This window comes from Coprobacter tertius (assembly GCF_024330105.1).
Classification (GTDB): Bacteria; Bacteroidota; Bacteroidia; order Bacteroidales; family Coprobacteraceae; genus Coprobacter; species Coprobacter tertius.
On the sequence record NZ_JANDHW010000007.1, the window covers coordinates 196,211 to 216,451 of the forward strand.

The window sequence follows — 20,241 nt, forward strand, 5'->3', positions numbered from 1 at the left end:
TTATTTCAGCATTAGTTCACTTAAATAATTATGTTATGAAAGCACTTATTATTGCCGAAAATGCCGGGAGAATATGGCGTGTGCTTGAAGAGACATACACTATCACTTCTACCCAGATGATGAGAAGGTTGAACCTCGATGATGCAGCTGTTTTTGCGGCCATCGGTTGGTTGGCACGGGAAAAGAAGATTTATTGTTGCGAAAACAGAGGTGATTGGTACATCAGTAACAAACAACCCCTAGGATTTTTTAGCTTCGGGTAAAAAACGATCTTTATACAATAAGTATATGACGAAAAGGAGAGCCTCCATGTTTGGAAGCTCTCCTTTTATCGTATAAGCCACTTTTTTTGTAAAAAATGTTGTAAAACATAATTATTGTGTATCTTTGTCTCGGTCTGGCTATATGAGAATAGCATTCAACCTTATTTTTGAAACAATACGATAGCAAAACAATAGCCGGAAACGTTCTTAACATATAACATTACTCCTATATACTGCAATTTCTACGATAAATATAATTTATGAATATGCAGTTCTTTTGCCTTTATCTTTTACTATAAAATCACAAAAAAAAGAATTAGAACCAATAGTGGTCGTGTCATTATTGATTCATTTTTAAAGAATAGTAATCTCTAAATAAAAGGAGAATGATACAGAAAATATTAGTTGCAAACCGGGGCGAAATCGCCGTACGCGTTATGCGGTCCTGTAAAGAGATGGAAATAAAAACTATCGCTGTATTTTCGGAAGCAGACAGAACGGCTAAACATGTTTTTTATGCCGATGAAGCTTATTGCATAGGACCAGCCGCCTCAAAAGAAAGTTATCTGAATATTGAAAAAATCATAGAAGTCGCCAAAAAATACGGAGCAGACGCAATACATCCTGGATACGGCTTTTTATCTGAAAATGCAAATTTTGCCCGAAGATGTAGCGAAGAAGGAATTATATTCATGGGACCGACTCCCGAAACAATGGAAACAATGGGAGACAAAATATCGGCACGACGTTGTATGATCGATGCAGGTGTACCCGTTGTACCAGGTACACAAGATAATCTTAAAAGCATTGAAGAAGCCAAAGAATTATGTAACCAAATCGGTTATCCGGTAATGTTAAAAGCGTCATCAGGTGGTGGAGGTAAAGGAATGAGACTCATACATAACGAAAATGAGGTCGAAGAAGCTTACTTAAATGCAAAATCAGAAGCGCTGTCTTCCTTTGGTGACGATACCGCCTATCTCGAAAAATATGTAGAAGAACCGCACCATATCGAATTTCAAATATTAGGTGACACTCACGGAAATGTCATTCATCTTTGTGAAAGAGAATGTTCTGTTCAACGACGTCATCAAAAGATCGTAGAAGAAAGCCCATCGTCTTTCATTACCGACGAGTTACGTAAAGAAATGGGACAAAAGGCAGTAGCTGCAGCAAAAGCCGTAAATTATATCGGAGCCGGAACAATAGAGTTTTTGGTTGACAAATACCGGAACTATTATTTTCTCGAAATGAATACGCGCCTACAAGTAGAGCATCCTATTACCGAAGAAGTATTGGGAATAGATCTGGTAAAGGAACAAATACATATTGCAAACGGAAAACCTCTACGATTGAAACAAAGCGATATTGTACAACGCGGACATGCCATCGAATGTCGTATATGCGCAGAAGATGCCGATATGAATTTTATGCCTTCACCTGGTATTATAAAACAGATAACCGAACCCAATGGCATCGGCGTGCGCATCGACAGCTATGTTTATGAAGGATATGAGATTCCTGTTCATTACGACCCAATGATCGGAAAGCTTATCGTTTGGGCTACCTGCAGAAAATACGCCATTGAAAGAATGCGACGTGTTTTATACGAATACAAGATAACTGGCGTAAAAAACAATATACCTTATCTCCGGCGAATAATGGACACTCCAGATTTTATACAAGGAGGATACGACACCCATTTCATCGAAAAAAATGCAGAATTCCTATTGCGAGGTATTACTCCAGGAGAAGAAGAAGAGTCGGAAAATATCGCTATGATCGCCGCTTATATCGATTATTTGATGAATCTCGAAGAAAACACATCCAATACAATCGATAACCGCCCCATTAGCCGCTGGAAGGCATTCGGCATGCATAAAGGCGTTTTAAGAATTTAAACAGTATCAAAATGGAAATACATATAGGAAAACGTGTAGCAGAAATCGAATTACTGAATAAAGACGGTAATAAAGTACAAATATCCATCGATGGAAAGCCTTATGACGTAGATATCGTTATGGCCGAAAACGGGATATGTTCGATTCTTCATAACGGTAAATCATACAATGCCGAACTTACAAAATCGGAAAATGGAAAGAATTATAAAGTAAATACACACTTTTCTACCTTTAATATAGACATTATCGATTCTCAGGCCAGATACCTACGTACCCGAAAAAAAGAAGATGACCGACAAGACGACAAAATCATATCTCCGATGCCGGGAAAAATCGTAAAAATTCCGGTAAATGAAGGAGACTTCGTTAGTGCTGGAGACACTGTCATCGTAATAGAGGCAATGAAAATGCAAAGTAATTTCAAAGTATCATCCGATTGCATGGTCAGAGAGATTCTTGTAAAAGAGGGCGAATCGGTAAATAATGACCAGATACTGATAAAATTAGATATTATAGTAGATCAGGAGAAAAAATAATTATGGAAAACGAAGAAATATATAACTCTTTTATAAAAAAGGACAAAATTGCCGAATTAGGTGGTGGCCCCGATAAATTGCAAAAGCAACATGAAGCCGGGAAAATGTCGGCCAGAGAACGTATCGAAATGCTTCTGGATAAAGGAACTTTTGCCGAACTCGACAAGTTAGTGGTACATCGCTGCAGTAACTTCGGAATGGATAAAACAAAGATTCCGGGTGACGGAGTCGTATCGGGTTACGGAAAAATCGATGGACGGCTGGTATATGTATATGCTTATGACTTTACCGTGTACGGAGGGTCGCTGAGTACGACAAATGCACAAAAAATTGTAAAAGTTCAGAACCTCGCACTACAAAACGGAGCACCGGTAATTGCCTTGAACGATTCGGGAGGGGCTCGTATACAAGAAGGCGTTGAAAGTCTTACAGGTTACGCAAATATTTTTTATCAAAACACCATGGCTTCAGGAGTAATTCCACAAATTTCGGCTATTCTCGGCCCTTGCGCAGGAGGAGCCTGTTATTCCCCCGCCCTCACCGATTTTATCTTTATGGTAAAAGAAAAAAGCCATATGTTCGTAACCGGTCCCGATGTAGTAAAGACTGTTACTCATGAAGAAGTAAACAAAGAAGAACTCGGTGGAGCCTATACGCATAGTACCAAAAGCGGTGTTACACATTTTATGAACAATTCGGAAGAAGAAGTTCTTATGGGTATTCGTGAATTGCTTAGTTTCCTTCCTTCCAACAATATGGAAGACGCTCCAATACAACAAACCAATGACGATATACACCGTGAAGACGAATCTTTACAAACAATAGTCCCTGCCGACCCGAATGTCCCATACGACATAAAAGATATTATTGAAACCGTTATCGATGATCATTACTTCTTTGAAGTTATGGCTCATTTTGCTAAAAATATCGTTATCGGATTTGCCCGTCTGGGAGGAAAATCAGTCGGTATCGTTGCCAATCAACCAGCCTATCTGGCAGGCGTTCTCGACATCGATGCCTCTGATAAAGCTGCCCGTTTCATCCGCTTCTGCGACTGTTTCAATATTCCTTTGGTCACATTTGAAGACGTACCCGGCTTTTTACCCGGATGCACTCAGGAACATAACGGAATTATTCGCCACGGAGCAAAAATAGTTTATGCATATGCCGAAGCAACGGTTCCCAAAGTTACACTTATTACCCGTAAAGCGTATGGTGGCGCTTATATCGTTATGTCGAGTAAACAAACCGGTGCAGATATAAATTTGGCTTACCCGAACGCAGAAATTGCAGTTATGGGGGCTGAAGGCGCTGTGAATATATTATACAGACATGCCGATGAAGAAACAAAAAAACAAGCGATTGAAGATTATAGGAATAATTTTGCCAATCCGTATAAAGCAGCCGAACTGGGATATATAGATGAAATAATATTACCTAAGCAAACCCGATATAAACTTATTCAAGCCCTGGATATGGCACAGAATAAAAACAAGAGCAATCCCCCTAAAAAACACGGAAATATGCCTCTCTGATTTTCAGGATATATAAAAAAAGCCGGTGAATTCACCGGCTTTTTTTATATATCCTGAAGATTATTTCCTCTTTTTCATTCCTTTATAAACAAGAAAAACAACTACAATTACCGCAATACCTATAAAAACATAAGATAATTCATGGCTGTACTCAGCCACTCGGCTCATTAACTGATCTTGCGGAACTACCGATTCGAGATAATAACCGATTGCTGCCAAAATAGAATTCCATAAACCAGCCCCAAGTGCTGTATATAACAAAAATGTAGACAACCTCATACGTGCTAAACCGGCAGGTATAGAAATTAACTGACGTACAGCCGGTACCAAACGTCCGATAAAAGTAGAAATGCGTCCGTTTTCATCGAAATACTTTTCAGCTTTAATAACTTTCGCTTCATCGATAAGACACATATGGCCAATGCGGCTGTTTGCAAATTTATATACTAACGGACGTCCTACCCAAAGCGCCAGAAAATAATTGATAAGGGCACCTATACATGCCCCTAACGTTGAAAAAAGAACCACGAGATAAATATTTAAACCACCCGCCGCGGCTTTATATGCAGCAGGAGGTACGACAATCTCAGAAGGAAAAGGAATAAACGAACTTTCTATCGTCATTAACAAAGTTATGGTCCAATAATTTAAATGATCGAGACACCATTGGATAAAAGACAAAGATTCCATCATAAATTTATCATTTTATATTTTAAGCCGACAAATTTACGGATTAATACCATCAAACACATTATATTTCTACGACAAAAACGTAAATAAAATACTATATATGTTTATATATATTAAATATTCAAATCCTTTCAAACAAAAAATTAAACTGAATGTTTTAGTAATAAAGAAAGGGAAAAACCTCCGGAAACGGAAAATTCCAGAAGTGTCTGACCGGTTTTTCCATTTAATACTGAAACGAAGTGTTATAAAATATATTCTTGTTTTTTGTGTGTTTCATTGGTATTATTATCCTTGCTTATTACCAAAAATAAGCATTATCCTCTTTCTTGTTTTTGATATATTTCAAGTTTGGGAAGGTTGCCTCGTGAGAGGCAGCCTTTTTAAATTTATAACAATTCGCTCAATTCGAGCCACCTCATGGTTTTTTTATCAATTTCATCGATAATATTCGCAATTCGTTTCGACTTTTCGATCAATTCATCGGAAGAAAGCATTCCCGAACTCATTTCATCTTCGAGTTGTTTTTTTTCATCTTCAAGTTTAGGTATTGTCGCTTCGAGTTCCTCAAACTCACGTTTTTCCTTAAACGACATTTTCGCTTTTTTATCTCCTTCATTACGCCTGCGAGAAGATTTTACCGATAATTCTTTTTTCTCTAATTCGGCGTGTTCCGCTTTTTCCTGATTATCTTGTCGAGACTTCCATCCCCTGTAATCGGTATAATTCCCCGGAAAATCCTTTAAAACGGCATTTCCCTGAAATACCATAAGATGATCTACGACCTTATCCATAAAATAACGGTCGTGAGATACAACGATTACACACCCTTTAAAATTTTTCAGATATTCTTCAAGAACATTTAAAGTAACGATATCCAAATCATTAGTGGGTTCGTCGAGTACCAAAAAATTGGGATTACTAATGAGAACCGTACACAGATATAAACGACGTTTCTCTCCTCCACTTAATTTATATATATAATTATATTGTGTTTCGGGTGTAAACAAAAAATACTGTAAAAACTGAGATGCAGACAGTTTACGACCGTCTCCGAGCGATATTTCTTCGGCAATATTACGAACCGCATCAATCACTTTCATTTGTTCATCAAATTGTAGTCCATCTTGACTATAATATCCGAACCTAACCGTCTCTCCGATCTCTATTTCTCCCCTATCCGCTTTTTCTATTCCCATCAGCATTTTTATAAAGGTAGACTTTCCGGTCCCGTTATTTCCAACAATACCCATCTTCTCATATCTGGCGAACACATAATTAAAATCTTGCAGAATTTTTAGATCGCCGAAACTTTTAGATAGATTTTTAGCTTCGAATATTTTAGAACCTATATAAGCAGATTTCACTTCGAGACGTACATCACCCTGCATTCTCTCTGAAGCAGCCTTTTCTTCAAGTTTATGAAATGCGTCGACACGATATTTAGCCTTTGTTCCCCGCGCCTGTGGCTGCCGTCTTATCCATTCGAGTTCGGTTCGTAATAAATTACGAGCACGATCGATTTCCGAATTCGTTGCATCGATACGTTCTTGGCGTTTCTCGAGATAATAACTATAATTCCCCCGATACGAATATAAGTTACGGGCATCAATCTCGATAATCTGATCGCATACTCTATCGAGAAAATACCGATCGTGAGTCACCATCAGCAAACTTAATTTAGTACGTTTCAGATATTCTTCAAGCCATTCTGTCATTTCAAGATCGAGATGATTGGTCGGCTCGTCAAGTATCAGCAAATCCGGCTCGGTAATCAATACATTAGCTAAAGCCACGCGTTTTAATTGTCCCCCCGATAAATGCTCTATTTTCTGATCGAAATTGTTTATTTTTAACCGGGATAAAATCTGTTTAGCTTTTTGTTCATAATCCCACGCTTTAAAATGATCCATTTTCTCAATCAAAGAATCCATGCAACTATAATCACCCCTCTGAGAAGCAGTTTCATATTCAGATATAAGATTTACCATTTCATTATCAGAATGAAAACAAGCATCAAGTACCGTAATTCCTTGCGGAAACTTCGGATCCTGTTCAAGATAACCGACTTTCAGGTCTCTACGAAAAACTACACTTCCAGAATCATATCCTTCCCTTCCGGCCAGGATATTGAGCAAAGTAGTTTTTCCGGAACCATTCTTTGCTATAAGTCCGATTCGATCCCCTTCGGCAATACCAAATGAAATATTTTCGAAAAGCAACAAATCACCAAACGATTTTTTCAGATTATCTACCTGCAAATAACTTACCATAGTCGAATTTTTATCTTAAATTACAGGATAAAATTAATTATAATTTTCGGAACTACCGCTATTCCTTATTTTAGGAACTCAAAAAAACGGAAAACAGAAATATGAATTATTATACAAAATAAAATGTATATCCTCTTTTTCATAGTGTCATGAGAACACTTAAATTGGTGATTTTAACAGAAATACAGTATTATTTTGCATTTTGTAGAAACATTTCGAGGTAAAAAAAGTTTTCATTTCAATAATTGTATTATCTTTGCTTCGTTCATCTAAGGAGACCATAAGCATGAAGCTCCTTACCAATCTTGTTATCCTTATATACTAGAAAAACACACATTAACGCCGACAATCATCCGTTAGGCAAGACTTAGAACATTTGGTCGGGAATGTATAGTCTTGCGAGAGAATACTTCCTTAATTTAAGTAAGAAATTAGAGTATAAAGGAAGATATAAGCCACTAATCATGCCACATAAAACATAAAAAATGAAGCTGCCTAACAATACAGAGTTAGTCAGCTTCTTTTTTGAAATAATTTTACTATTTTTCTTATTCCGTTAGAACAACAGAAATCATTCTCTGAGTAGCAAAAATCAAAATTATCCTAATACTATAAAAAATGATTTAAAGCTCTTATCACAGCTAATTTTCAAACTATATAATATATTTTCATTTCGAATTCAAGGGTAACTTTGCCGATTTCTTTTAATTTAAAATGTCAGAACTTACCGTATTCTTACAATATATAAAGATAAATTTAATTATATTAACAGTTAATTATTTTTATTTCATAAAATTGACTATATTTGTTCATCAAAAACTTCCGATTGTAACCTGTAATGCATGCAATATAATATTAATCAATATCTCGAAGCCGATGACGACGAACTCTTTGCCTTAATAGAAAAAGGAGATGAGAAGGCATTTACCCGTGTTTATGAAAAATATCATAAACTACTATATGTTGTAGCATACCGGTATTTGATGAATCGGGAAATGGCTGAAGATATCGTTCAACAAGTATTCGTACGTCTTTGGGAATATCGAGCAGAACTTCGTGTAGGGGTTAATCTGAAGAATTATCTTTTTACAATGACCAAAAATCATGTACTGAATCAAATAAGAGACAATAATACGGCATTGACCAAAAACTATGAGATAACACAAAGAGAAACCAATTATGATGATAACTTGATAGAGAAGCTGGAAAATAAAGAGTTGATGTGTCTTTTTTATAAAGCGATCAATTTACTTCCGTCTCAAAAGCGCGATATCTGTTTAATGAAAGTGAGCGACGAATTGTCGAACAAAGATATAGCCGATAAATTGGGGCTTTCTGTGAATACTATTAAAACACATTATTCGGAAGCATTGAAACTGTTGCGATTAAATTTAAGCAAAATGTTAATAATAGTTATAATTCTCACTCTAATAACCTTTTTAAGTGTCCACTTTACAATACAAATAAGAGCATGAACAAGCCCGACGATAAACAAATAGAAGATGTTCTTGCCGGAATCGCTTCCCAGGAAGTTGCGGCAAATGTGGCAAAATGGTTTGCAACCAAGGAAGGAATTGCATTTCTTGAAAAAACGATTGATAAAAACTTTGAACAGATAAAACCCGGTATGGAAGAACTTTACGTAAACCATTCTATATCTTCCGAAAAAATGCTGGCAAGTATAAAACAAAACATTCGCAAAAAGCGCATGCGCAGGATATTGTTTCGTGTGGCAGCTGTCGTAATTCCTTTTATCATATTAACAGGCCTCTATATGCAGTTGAATTCCCGTATCGATTTATTTGGCAATTCGGAATACGAAGAAATATATGTGGCAAAAGGAGAACGTATACAAATGGTTTTTCAGGATGGGACGAAGGTGTATATTAATTCGGATACCCATTTGAAATATCCTAAAAAATTCGGTCTGTTTTCAAGAGAAATATATTTAAGCGGAGAAGCTTATTTTCGTGTGGCAAAAAATAAAAACCGTCCTTTCATCGTGAATCTGAACGGTCCTGCCATACATGTGCTCGGTACCCGATTCAATGTAAAAGCCTACCCCGACAATTCAAAAATTCTGGCTTACTTAGATAAAGGTAAAATAAATTTTGCCCTTCCGTCTGACAAAAAATACACTTTAAAACCAGGAGAACAATTAGAGTATGACAGAAATACCCAGCTTTGTGTAATACAAAAAGCGACGGATACCGAAAACACTTCCAAGTGGACACAAAATATCATCAGTTTCAAAGACGCTTCCTTGTCGGAAGTCATCCAGATTCTGAATAGATGGTATAATGTGAAATTTGTCATTGTTGATGATAGGGCACTAAATTACTCTTATACCCTCACCTCTGAAAATACTTTGTTAGAGAAAGTGTTGAAAGATCTGGAAAAGATATCTCCCGTTCGCTTCGATTACGACCAAACAAAGAAAGAAGTAAAAGTGAAAATGAAATAGCAAAAAATTCCCGTTTTTTTTACTTTCACCGCTTTTTACTATTTATATTTATGGGTGGGCTACACTACCCGAGTAAATACGGACATCGGCCAGAAACATAATTATGTTTCTGGCCGATGTCCGTATTTAAAGGACCTTAGCCTTTACTAGCACCTTATTTACATTATTTGGATGTAAAATGTTTAATCTGCCGATCGACACACGAATCATCGTTTTCGAACAGTCTTTAAAGGAAGATAAAAAAGAAAAGAATAAAAAAAATACGTTTTCCCTCACCCGCTTTTCTATCTCGTGTGTCAACTTACAATAAAAGAAATTTTTATGTTAAGTTAAACTTTAAAACTAATCAGTATGAAACACAAGATGTTGTTTGTATTGTTATTGAGCTCGATGGTATACACTCCCGTCTCGGCCCAAAAAGTAACAATCAATCTTCAACAAGTAAAGTTAGAAAAAGTCTTTTCAGCCGTCACAAAGCAAACGGGACTAACCGTTGCTTATAGCCGCCCGACTGTTAATCCGGATATGATTGTTTCCGTACGAGCCGATAATGAAGAACTTTCTGGTGTTCTTTCCCGTCTGTTTGCAGGAACTAATGTGACTTTTGAAATAGGTAAAAAAATTTATCTAAAAGAAAAGACGGCCGACGTTACTAAATTTATAAACCAAATACATCAAATTATTTCAGGCAAGATAACCGATAATAAAGGGGAACCGATAATTGGTGCCAGTATTTTGGTAAAAGGAACGACAAAAGGAACTATCAGTGATTTAAACGGGAATTTCACTATCGATGCCGCCCCCGATCAAACCCTTATCGTAAGTTATATCGGTTATAAATCACAGGAGCTTCCCGTTTTAGATAAAAAATCTTTCAAAATTAAGCTTCTGGATGACACCGAGGTTTTAGACGAGGTAGTGGTGACGGCACTGGGCATAAAGCGTTCAGAAAAAGCATTATCTTACAATGTACAGCAAGTAAATGCCGATGCAGTAACGAATAATAAAGATGCCAACTTTATCAATTCCTTAAGTGGTAAGGTAGCAGGCGTTAACATCAATGCCTCTTCGTCCGGAGCGGGTGGAATGTCCAAGGTAGTAATGCGTGGGACGAAATCTATTATGCAATCTTCCAATGCATTATATGTAATAGATGGTGTTCCGATGTTTTCCAACACAAGCAAGGTTAACGGTACAGAATTTACTTCTCAAGGAAATTCTGAGCCAATTGCCGATATTAATCCTGAAGATATCGAATCGATGTCGGTATTGACGGGAGCGGCTGCGGCAGCTCTTTATGGTTCGGACGCTGCCAACGGTGCTATCATAATTACTACCAAAAAAGGTAAAAAAGGAAAAATAAGCATTACGGTGAATAGTAATGTAGAATTCAATTCCCCCTTTGTTTTACCACGTTTCCAATCTCGTTATGGTTCAGGTATCGGTGGCGTACTGGACAATGGTTCAAGTCGCAGTTGGGGACCTAAAATGACAATTGCAAATTATCAAGGATATAATCCAAAGGATGATTATTTCCAGACCGGTGTTATAGGTACAGAGAATATTTCTTTCTCGACCGGGAATGACAAAAATCAAACTTATGCGTCGGCTGCCGCAGTCAATTCAAAAGGCATTATTCCCAACAATAAATACGATCGTTACAATTTTACGGTACGTAATACAACTTCTTTTCTTAAAGATAAAATGACATTGGATATGACCGGCAGTTATATTCTGCAGGAAGACCGTAATATGGTGAATCAGGGTACTTATAATAATCCTTTGGTTGGTGCTTATCTGTTCCCTCGCGGCAATGATTGGAATGATATAAAAATTTACGAGGAATATGATAATGCCCGTAAGATTTATACACAAAAATGGCCTACGGGAGATGGCAACATGACGATGCAGAATCCTTACTGGGTAAATTATCGTAATTTGCGGGAAAACAGGAAAGATCGTTACATATTAGGAGCAAGTTTGGATTATCAGGTACTCGATTGGCTGAAACTTTCGGGACGCGTACGTTTGGATAATGCCAGTAATGATTATACCGAAAAAGCTTACGCAAGTACAAACACCCAGCTTACAGAACTTTCAGATCGCGGTCTTTACGGAGTTTCCAGAAGTTATGAAAAACAATTATATGCGGACTTTTTAATAAGCATAAATAAAAATTTCGACAAAAACTGGTCTTTACAAACCAACTTCGGTGGTTCATTTACAGATATGAGATATGATATGATGTCTGTGAGAGGGCCTATCGCCGATGGCTCGAAGACATTCGCCGGCGAAAAGCCCGGATTGACAAACGGATTTTATATACAGAACTTAAGTACCACTAAAACAAAAAATCTACAATCGGGATGGCGAGAACAGACTCAATCGCTTTATGCTTCGGCCGAAGTCGGATATAAGAGTACTTACTATTTAAATCTTACCGGACGTAATGATTGGCCATCCCAGTTAGCCGGTCCGAATTCAGCCAATACATCATTTTTTTATCCTTCAGTAGGCGGTTCCATTATTTTATCTGAATTAATATCAAATTTGAATAAAGATTACTTGTCGTATTGGAAAGTACGCGGATCATTCGCTTCTGTGGGTACAGCATTCGAGAGATACATTGCTAATCCTATTTTTAAGTGGAACAGCAGTGCCGGTCAATATAGTAATCTTACCGATTATCCGGTTTATAATTTGAAACCGGAACGTACCAACTCCTTTGAAGTGGGTATGAATATACGTTTCTTTAAGAATTTCGAATTGGATGTTACCTACTATAATGCCAAAACAATGAATCAAACATTCAATCCTCAATTACCGGTAGGTGAATATGCCCGAATCTATATTCAGACGGGTGCAGTACGCAACCAAGGTGTTGAATTGGCGTTGAATTTTAATAAAACATGGAATGATTTCATTTGGAATACAGGAGTCATCTATTCCATGAATAAGAATAAGATACTTGCTTTGGCGGATAATGTGATTAATCCTGTAACCGGTGAAAAGTTTTCCATCTCCTCATTGAATATGGGAGGCTTAGGCAGTACACGTTTTATTTTGAAAGAAGGTGGAAGCATGGGCGATATTTACTCATTAATAGATCTTAAAAGAGACGCTAATGGAGCCATTTATATCGATGAGAAAAACAATGTTGCCACGCAAAATTTGAACCCGAACAATTATATAAAATTAGGTAGTGTATTGCCGAAAGGGAATTTAGCATGGAATAATAGTTTCAGCTGGAAAAATATAAATATTTCTTTCTTATTAACGGCACGTTTAGGCGGAGTTGTTTTCTCTCGGACACAAGCTCTTTTAGATAATTTCGGAGTATCCGAGACATCGGCTGCAGCTCGAGATCAAGGGTATGTTTCCATAAATGAAGGCGACCGGGTAAATCCGGAGAACTGGTATTCTGTAGTAGCAGGTGGAACAGCTGTTCCTCAGTATTACTCTTATTCCGCTACAAACATCCGTTTACAAGAAGCTTCTATCGGTTACACTATTCCTAAAAAATGGTTAGGCAATGTTTGTGATATTAAAGTTTCTTTGGTCGGACGTAATCTTTGGATGATTTATAACAAGGCTCCGTTCGATCCCGAAAGTGTAGCATCTACAGATAATTTTTATCAGGGAATCGACTATTTCATGATACCATCTTTACGTAATGTCGGCTTTAACTTGAGCTTTAAATTCTAACTAAATTAAGAATGAATATGAAAAATATAATAAATAAAATAGTTTATGGCTCGCTCACTTTTGCGCTGTCTTCTTGTATCGCGAACTATGATAATATAAATACCGAACCCTATCAAGCACCTGACTTATCTCCAGATGGTTACGCTTTAGGATCTGCAATGAATAATTTAGCGGGTTGTGTGATATCGCCCGACGTAAATACAGCACAATTTACCGACTGTTTGTTAGGCGGACCATTGGGTGGATATTTTGCCGACTCCAATGCCGGTTTTACAGAAACCATTTCTAATTTTAATCCTAAAGATGACTGGAGTCGTGTATTTTTGAAAAGTGATAAAATTATTCCTACTTTATACTCCAACCTGAAACAAATAGAGATCGTATCTCAAAATACTAAAGATCCTGTACCTTTTGCTATTGCCAAGGTAATAAAGGTGGCTGCCATGCACCGTGTTAGCGATGCTTACGGCCCTATTCCTTATTCACGAATCGGTGCTAATGGCGAAATTGCGACTCCATATGATTCTCAGGAAGTGACTTACGACACCTTCTTTAACGAATTAGACGAGTCTATTAAAATATTAAATGAGCATTCCAACGAGCAACTGGTACCCACTGCCGATTATGTTTATAAAGGCAACGTAAAACAATGGATAAGGTTTGCCAATTCTTTGAAATTGCGTCTTGCTATACGTATTTCTTATGTAAATCCACTGAAATCCAAACAAATGGCCGAAGAGGCTGTGAATCCCGCTAACGGTGGAGTAATTGAATCGAATGTAGACAATGCAGCATGGAATTACTTTGAAACTTCGCAAAATCCTATTTATGTAGCTACTCGCTATAATCAAGTACAGGATTCCGAAACCGGGGGAGATACACATGCTGCAGCCGATATAATTTGCTACATGAACGGTTATAAAGATAACCGACGCGCGAAGTTTTTCACTTTATCCGAATGGAAAGACATTGACTATGTAGGAATGCGACGGGGTATCGTTATTCCTGAGTTAAAGACAATCGGTCGTAAATATTCGGGAGTAAATATTTCTCCCACCTCTCCACTTTATTGGATGAATGCGGCTGAAGTGGCTTTCTTACGTGCTGAAGGCGCCGCTGTTTTTAACTTTGACATGGGAGGTACGGCAGAAACATTCTACAATCAAGGCATCCGCTTATCTTTTGAACAATGGGGTGCAGACGGAGCAGAAGCTTATCTAAACAATAGTGAAAATAAACCCGAACCCTATGTCGACCCTGCTGGTACAAATACTTATTCGGACCAAATCTCAAACATTACGATTAAATGGGATGAAAGCGCTACTCCGGAAGAGAAGCAAGAACGTATTATCGTACAAAAATGGATCGCCAACTGGGAATTGGGAAATGAAGCTTGGGCCGATTTCCGTCGCACAGGTTATCCGAAACTAATTCCTGTAAAAGAAAATAAAAGCGGTGGCATAGTTGATTCGGAAAAAGGCGCGCGTCGCATGCCTTACCCTTTGGATGAATATGTCAGCAACAGGGAAAATGTGGAATATGCCATCGCCAACTATTTAAACGGTCCGGACAACATGGCTACAAATGTGTGGTGGGCGTCTAAAAAATAATATTAAACTTAAAGGAAAATATATATGAAAAATAGCTCGATATATAAATTATCTGCTTTGATGGTTCTAACCTTATCCCTAGCGATAATTTCATGTAGTGATTGGAACGAAGTAGAGAGCCTCGGCCTTAAAAATCAGTCATTAAAAGAACAATATCCTAAATTATACGCAGATTATATTCAGGATTTAATAAAATATAAAACAGGAGAACATAAAGTGACTTTCGTGTCTTTCGATAATCCCCAAAGAGATCCCGTTAATCAGGCAGAACGATTGACCGCGATTCCGGACAGTGTCGATTTTATTTGTCTGAATCATCCAGACGACGTAAGTCCTGAAATTCAAAAGGAAATGACTCAAATACGCGAAAAGGGAATACACACACTTTATGCCATTAAGTATGAAAATTTTAAAGAAGAGTGGGAAGCCAATACTAAAATAAATCCCGAATTTACAGAAGAAGAAGCTCTTGCCTATTTTGGGAAACGTACAGACGATATGTTGGCCATATGTGACAAATATAATTACGACGGCATTATTATCGATTATACCGGACAATCACTGGTAAGTATGGTCCCAGAAAATCTGGCTAAATATAATAAACGCCAAAAGAACTTTTTTAACAGAATAGTGTCCTGGCGAGAAAAACATGACCATAAGACTTTGGTATTTTATGGAAATGTGCAGTATTTGGTTCCTGAAAACCTGAGTATGATGGAAAAATACAATTATATCGCGTTAAAATCTGTTCTTTCTACCAGTGGAGATGATATTGCAGTAAAAGCTTACTTAGCACTTCAAGCAGGCGAAGATGTAAAAGATTCGCTTTATGTAGGAGTAAATCCTGTTCCCGCAAATCGGTTCATTGCCTGTGTCGAATTACCGCAAGCAGACGATAAAGAGCAAGTGAAAGGATATTGGAATACGAAAGACGCAAATGGGAATAAGATTGTCGCCGCTTTGGGTACGGCTCAATGGATAGGGCAATATTCACCTGATTTTACCCGTAGCGGTCTCTTTGTAATGAGTATCCAAAATGATTATTATAATAATACATACGGTTATTTACGTGAAGTCATTTCTATTATGAATCCTAATAAATAAAAGTGTATATGAAATTCTATAAATATCGTTATTTCTTTTTAGCCTTTATGGCTGTTTCAATAAGTAGTTGCAAAGATGAAAATCTTGATGACATACATCATTTTGGCAATAAAATTTATGTCACATCCGCACAAGTAGTAGATGATTTGTTGATAAGAAGTGATATATCGGACTATTCACGAGAAATAATCTGCCGTTTACCGAAACCTGCCGAAAAAGACGTTCAGGTAAAATTTGAGGCAGATCCTTCAATGGCGGCTAGCTATAATTTGATTTATAACGACGATGCAACTGCATTAGACTCTCATTACTACAATATTCCCGAAAAGACTTCTACCATTAAAGCCGGCGATATTTCAGGCAACAATATAGTGGTGAACTTTATGAATACCAACGAACTGGATAATTCTCGCCGTTATGTACTACCTGTGACGATTGTGAATGCAACCGACATAGGTATAATAGATAGTAAACGAACAACATATTTTGTTTTTAAAGGCGCAGCTCTTATCAATGTGGTAGCTAATATCAAGGGCTGTTATTTCCCTATTAACTGGAAGAGTGACGTAAGCAATCTTTCCACAATTACTGTAGAAGCATTGATCAGAAGCTCAGACTGGACTGCGGGACGCGGCAACGCATTAAGTTCGGTATTCGGTATCGAGGGCCAGTTCCTTATACGTATAGGGGATGCCGACCGACCACGTGATCAGCTCCAGATAGTAGCCCCGGGCGGGAACTTTCCCGGGCCGAATGTTATTCCGGGCTTGCCTGTAAATGAATGGATACACATTGCCATCGTTTATGATAATACGACAAAAGAACGCATTTATTATAAAGACGGCGTTGCGGTTTATAAAGATGCCGGGACATCGGGTACCGTATCTTTGGATAATAATTGCTTCATTGGTAAATCTTACGATAATTCTCGTTGGTTGCCGGGAGACATAGCCGAAGTTCGTATCTGGACAGTACAAAGATCTGCCGAACAAATAGCACAATCGCCCTATTCAATAAATCCTAAGAGCGAAGGACTATTAGCTTACTGGAAATTTAATGAAGGAGCGGGTAATGTTGTTAAAGATTATACAGAACATGGAAATGATATTACCGCCGAAGGAGGTGATCCTGTATGGGTAACTGTAGAAATCCCCTCAATGAATAAATAATAGGTTTAACTTTTTACAATAGAAATTCATTATGAATACAAAAATTTTAGTATCGGGATTGTTTGTCGCCCTGATTATGGGATGTACCGCATTCTTGACTTCTTGTACCGAGGATCTTGTGGTAGGAAAGCAATTCGATGAGTCGGCATACAGTGGTATTTATGAAAATAATGCATATTTGCGAGATGGAAAGTCGAATCTGGTTTCCAATGTTGTAGAACTTCACACAGATACTTATACTACTACCGTAAAGATGGGATTGAGCAAAGTTCCTACTGAATCTACTTCGGCGAAAGTGAATATAGATGCCGCTTGGCTGGATACTTACAATAAAGAACACGAAACAGATTTTGAATTGTATCCGCAAGATTTGGTAACTTTTGCCAATAATGGAATCCTCACCGTAAAAACGAATACTAAATCAGCTGAAATAACGATGACTATCCGGGCGGGAGAAGGCGTGCAGGAAGATAAGGCCTATGCCATTCCGGTAGCCATCAGTAACCAAAGCAGTGATATTACGATTAAAGATGAAAATGCGAAGCATTGCATTTATTTCGTAAAAGATATGAGAAATGCCGGTGATGCCTATAAAGGAGAAAATGTAGTAAAGGGTTGTTTGTTCCTCGAGGTCAATGACGTTAATCCGCTGAACGCTTTATCTTTTAAACTGGCGAACGGAAAATTATTGTGGGATGTAGTGGTGCTTTTTGCAGCCAATATCAACTATGACAATGTAGCCCAGCGTCCCTATGTAAAATGTAATCCGAATGTACAATATTTACTCGACAATCATGAAATTTTTCTCCAACCCCTCCGTAAGCGCGGCATCAAGGTTGTATTAGGATTCTTAGGAAATCATGATCAGACCGGTTTAGCCCAATTGTCTAAGACGGGGGCTCGCGATTTCGCACGAGAAGTAGCGGCCTATTGCAAAGCTTATAATTTAGATGGAGTAAATTATGATGATGAGTATTCAAATAATCCTGATTTAAATAACCCGGCATTTCAACCACTTGGAGCCAAAGCGGGTGGACGACTTTTATACGAGACAAAAAGAGCAATGCCCGATAAAATAGTCAGTACTTACAATTTTGGTAATATGTATGGTACAGAAGGCTCTAACGTAGATGGTGTAGACATTTCTGAATTTATCGATTTTGTCGTTGGCGATTACGGATTAGATAGTTCGGTTTATCCGATTGGAAATATGTCTTGGAAACAGTGTTCAGGTCTTTCAATGCAATTTTCAAGCGGACAAAGCATGGATCTGGATGAAGAAGGTGCACACAAACTCCTTGACCGGGGGTTCGGTTGGTATATGGGATTTGCGGCAAATCCGGATAATTATCGAGATATTTTCAATCGACTCACGGGATGTAAAATCTTATATGGTTCTCCGTTGGTAGATCCGACGATATTTTATAAAAAGGACGACCCTACCCCTTATAAATATCCCGATGATTTATAATAATATATAGAAAAGAATCATATAACTTTTATAGCAAGTATCAGTTAGTATGGAGAATAAAAATCAATTAAAAATATGAAAGCACATTATAAGTTATTTTTACCTATAGCAATAGGATTGTTCTTCACTTTCGTTAGCTGCAAAGATGATGAAGTGTTGAATTTGACCGAATATCCGGTAAATCAGCCAACCATAACCATCGACAATACGGAAGGTGCATCAGAGAAAATACTGACCGCTGTATACAAAGAAGATGGCAGCTTAGAATTAAACGGTCCTGTTAGCAGAACATATACATTTCATTTTGCAGCGTCTCCAAAAGACGCGACAGTAACCTTTGAGATTTTAAATACTAATATCCCGAAAGAAAATGTAGAAATAAGTACGACGAAAACTATACTTCCGGCCGGCTCTACGGATGCGACTGTTACAGTAAACTTAAAAAATGAAGATTTTAGTTTTGCGCAAGCCGATTACGATTCAGTTAATTATGTGTTAGGGGTGAAAGCCTCTGTAGAAGGATACAAAATAGGTTCTAAGCCCATAGAATCTAAAGTGGTGATTAAAAAAGAAAAATATATTGCCGCATGTTCTATAGTCGGAAAGAATGGAAACAAAGTTTCATTCGAACGAGCCTATTCACAAGGTAATATTTTAGATTCTGAACCAATATCCTATACTTTTAAAATGAAGTTGGATAAACCAGCACGGCAAGATGTAAAAATAAAACTTGCCACTACAGGCCTGGACGAAAAATTCATGAACGACATAACTGTTACTCCTGCTGAAATCACAATACCGGCCGGTAAATTAGAGTCAGAAGAAATTACATGGTCTATTACTAATGGCTTTTTACTGACAACAGCCGATGCGGAAACCCATACTCTCATAGTAACAGCTTCGGCTGAAAGTGAAGATCCTGTGGTAAGTATAAATAAGAAAGAAAATGTTCTCACTTTCAATATAAATAAAGTAATCCGAAATTTCGAATACATCTCTAATAAAGTTGACGACTGGAGTGAATTATCAAAGAGTTCCTGGTCTGTAGAACTAGGTCCTGATGTGTGGGGAAGCGGTAGCACAATTATTGACGGTGAAGGCGGGAAAAAAGCTACCGATATTTACTTTAAAGGAGAAGTTTGGTTTATAATAGATATGAAAGAAGCAAAACAAGTATCCGGTTTCGGGATCGATTATTATGAAAATGATGAGGCTGCATCCTGTCCTAAAAAAGTCACCATTTCAACTTCATCGGACAATATTACATGGGTTAAACAAGGAACGGCAGATACTCCTCGGAGTTATAATCATTATTTCCGATTCTTTACTCCGCTGACTACCCGTTATATAAAAGTCGAATTATCATCGGAACGTTATGATTACTATAACGATGTGACCGAAATTTATGTATACAATGCTCAGTAAAGTTTAATTATTATCGGTAGATAGTTAATTTTGAGAGAACTGTCTGATGAATGAAGAAAACCCTAAAAGTTTTATAAAACTTTTAGGGTTTTCTT

14 protein-coding genes are annotated in these 20,241 nt (G+C 37.5%); 12 read left to right on the plus strand and 2 right to left on the minus strand.

The genetic code is table 11. The annotated features are described in order from the left end of the window. Positions 1–35: 35 nt before the first annotated feature. The 4 genes from NMU02_RS09005 to NMU02_RS09020 all read left to right on the plus strand — a co-directional run bounded on the left by NMU02_RS09005 (position 36) and on the right by NMU02_RS09020 (position 4,235). Entirely contained in the window at positions 36–263 is a 228-nt protein-coding gene (locus tag NMU02_RS09005) for a winged helix-turn-helix domain-containing protein (protein ID WP_255027493.1), read from the plus strand. Between the two features lie 386 nt (positions 264–649). Further along, complete coding sequence (accC, locus tag NMU02_RS09010; RefSeq protein WP_255027494.1) at positions 650–2,164, plus strand: acetyl-CoA carboxylase biotin carboxylase subunit; 1,515 nt, start codon at positions 650–652, stop codon at positions 2,162–2,164. An 11-nt stretch (positions 2,165–2,175) separates the two neighbouring features. Further along, a complete protein-coding gene (locus NMU02_RS09015; RefSeq protein WP_255027495.1) occupies positions 2,176–2,700 on the plus strand; it encodes an acyl-CoA carboxylase biotin carboxyl carrier protein subunit in 525 nt (174 codons plus the stop codon). A gap of 2 nt (positions 2,701–2,702) precedes the next feature. Continuing rightward, complete coding sequence (locus tag NMU02_RS09020) at positions 2,703–4,235, plus strand: acyl-CoA carboxylase subunit beta (protein WP_255027496.1); 1,533 nt, start codon at positions 2,703–2,705, stop codon at positions 4,233–4,235. Positions 4,236–4,295: 60 nt separating this feature from the next. On the opposite strand, the gene NMU02_RS09025 is transcribed toward NMU02_RS09020, so the two are convergent. Together NMU02_RS09025 and abc-f are read right to left on the minus strand one after the other, a co-directional pair. Beyond that, positions 4,296–4,925, minus strand: coding sequence for a DedA family protein (locus NMU02_RS09025; RefSeq protein WP_255027518.1), 630 nt, complete (start codon positions 4,923–4,925; stop codon positions 4,296–4,298). A gap of 389 nt (positions 4,926–5,314) precedes the next feature. Continuing rightward, positions 5,315–7,198 carry a ribosomal protection-like ABC-F family protein gene (gene abc-f / locus NMU02_RS09030; RefSeq protein WP_255027497.1) on the minus strand — a complete coding sequence of 628 codons (1,884 nt, stop codon included), beginning with the start codon at positions 7,196–7,198 and terminating at the stop codon, positions 5,315–5,317. Between the two features lie 842 nt (positions 7,199–8,040). Between abc-f and NMU02_RS09035 the strand changes: the two genes are divergently transcribed. The 8 genes from NMU02_RS09035 to NMU02_RS09070 all read left to right on the plus strand — a co-directional run bounded on the left by NMU02_RS09035 (position 8,041) and on the right by NMU02_RS09070 (position 20,146). After that, complete coding sequence (locus tag NMU02_RS09035; RefSeq protein ID WP_255027499.1) at positions 8,041–8,673, plus strand: RNA polymerase sigma-70 factor; 633 nt, start codon at positions 8,041–8,043, stop codon at positions 8,671–8,673. After that, complete coding sequence (locus NMU02_RS09040; protein ID WP_255027501.1) at positions 8,670–9,662, plus strand: FecR family protein; 993 nt, start codon at positions 8,670–8,672, stop codon at positions 9,660–9,662. Before NMU02_RS09035 ends, NMU02_RS09040 begins: the two co-directional genes overlap by 4 nt. A gap of 351 nt (positions 9,663–10,013) precedes the next feature. After that, positions 10,014–13,367 (plus strand): SusC/RagA family TonB-linked outer membrane protein, encoded by a 3,354-nt coding sequence (locus NMU02_RS09045; RefSeq protein WP_354003113.1) that lies wholly within the window; start codon positions 10,014–10,016, stop codon positions 13,365–13,367. Positions 13,368–13,384: 17 nt separating this feature from the next. After that, on the plus strand, positions 13,385–14,977 hold the full coding sequence (locus NMU02_RS09050; RefSeq protein ID WP_255027503.1) for a RagB/SusD family nutrient uptake outer membrane protein: 1,593 nt from the start codon (positions 13,385–13,387) through the stop codon (positions 14,975–14,977). Between the two features lie 24 nt (positions 14,978–15,001). Further along, positions 15,002–16,081: a glycoside hydrolase family 18 gene (locus NMU02_RS09055; RefSeq protein ID WP_255027505.1), complete on the plus strand. Its 1,080-nt coding sequence runs from the start codon at positions 15,002–15,004 to the stop codon at positions 16,079–16,081. 8 nt (positions 16,082–16,089) lie between these two features. Next, entirely contained in the window at positions 16,090–17,250 is a 1,161-nt protein-coding gene (locus NMU02_RS09060) for a DUF1735 and LamG domain-containing protein (RefSeq protein WP_255027507.1), read from the plus strand. Between the two features lie 31 nt (positions 17,251–17,281). Further along, positions 17,282–18,721: a BT_3987 domain-containing protein gene (locus NMU02_RS09065; protein ID WP_255027509.1), complete on the plus strand. Its 1,440-nt coding sequence runs from the start codon at positions 17,282–17,284 to the stop codon at positions 18,719–18,721. A gap of 75 nt (positions 18,722–18,796) precedes the next feature. Beyond that, complete coding sequence (locus tag NMU02_RS09070) at positions 18,797–20,146, plus strand: DUF4989 domain-containing protein (protein ID WP_255027510.1); 1,350 nt, start codon at positions 18,797–18,799, stop codon at positions 20,144–20,146. The last annotated feature ends 95 nt before the right edge of the window (positions 20,147–20,241 follow it).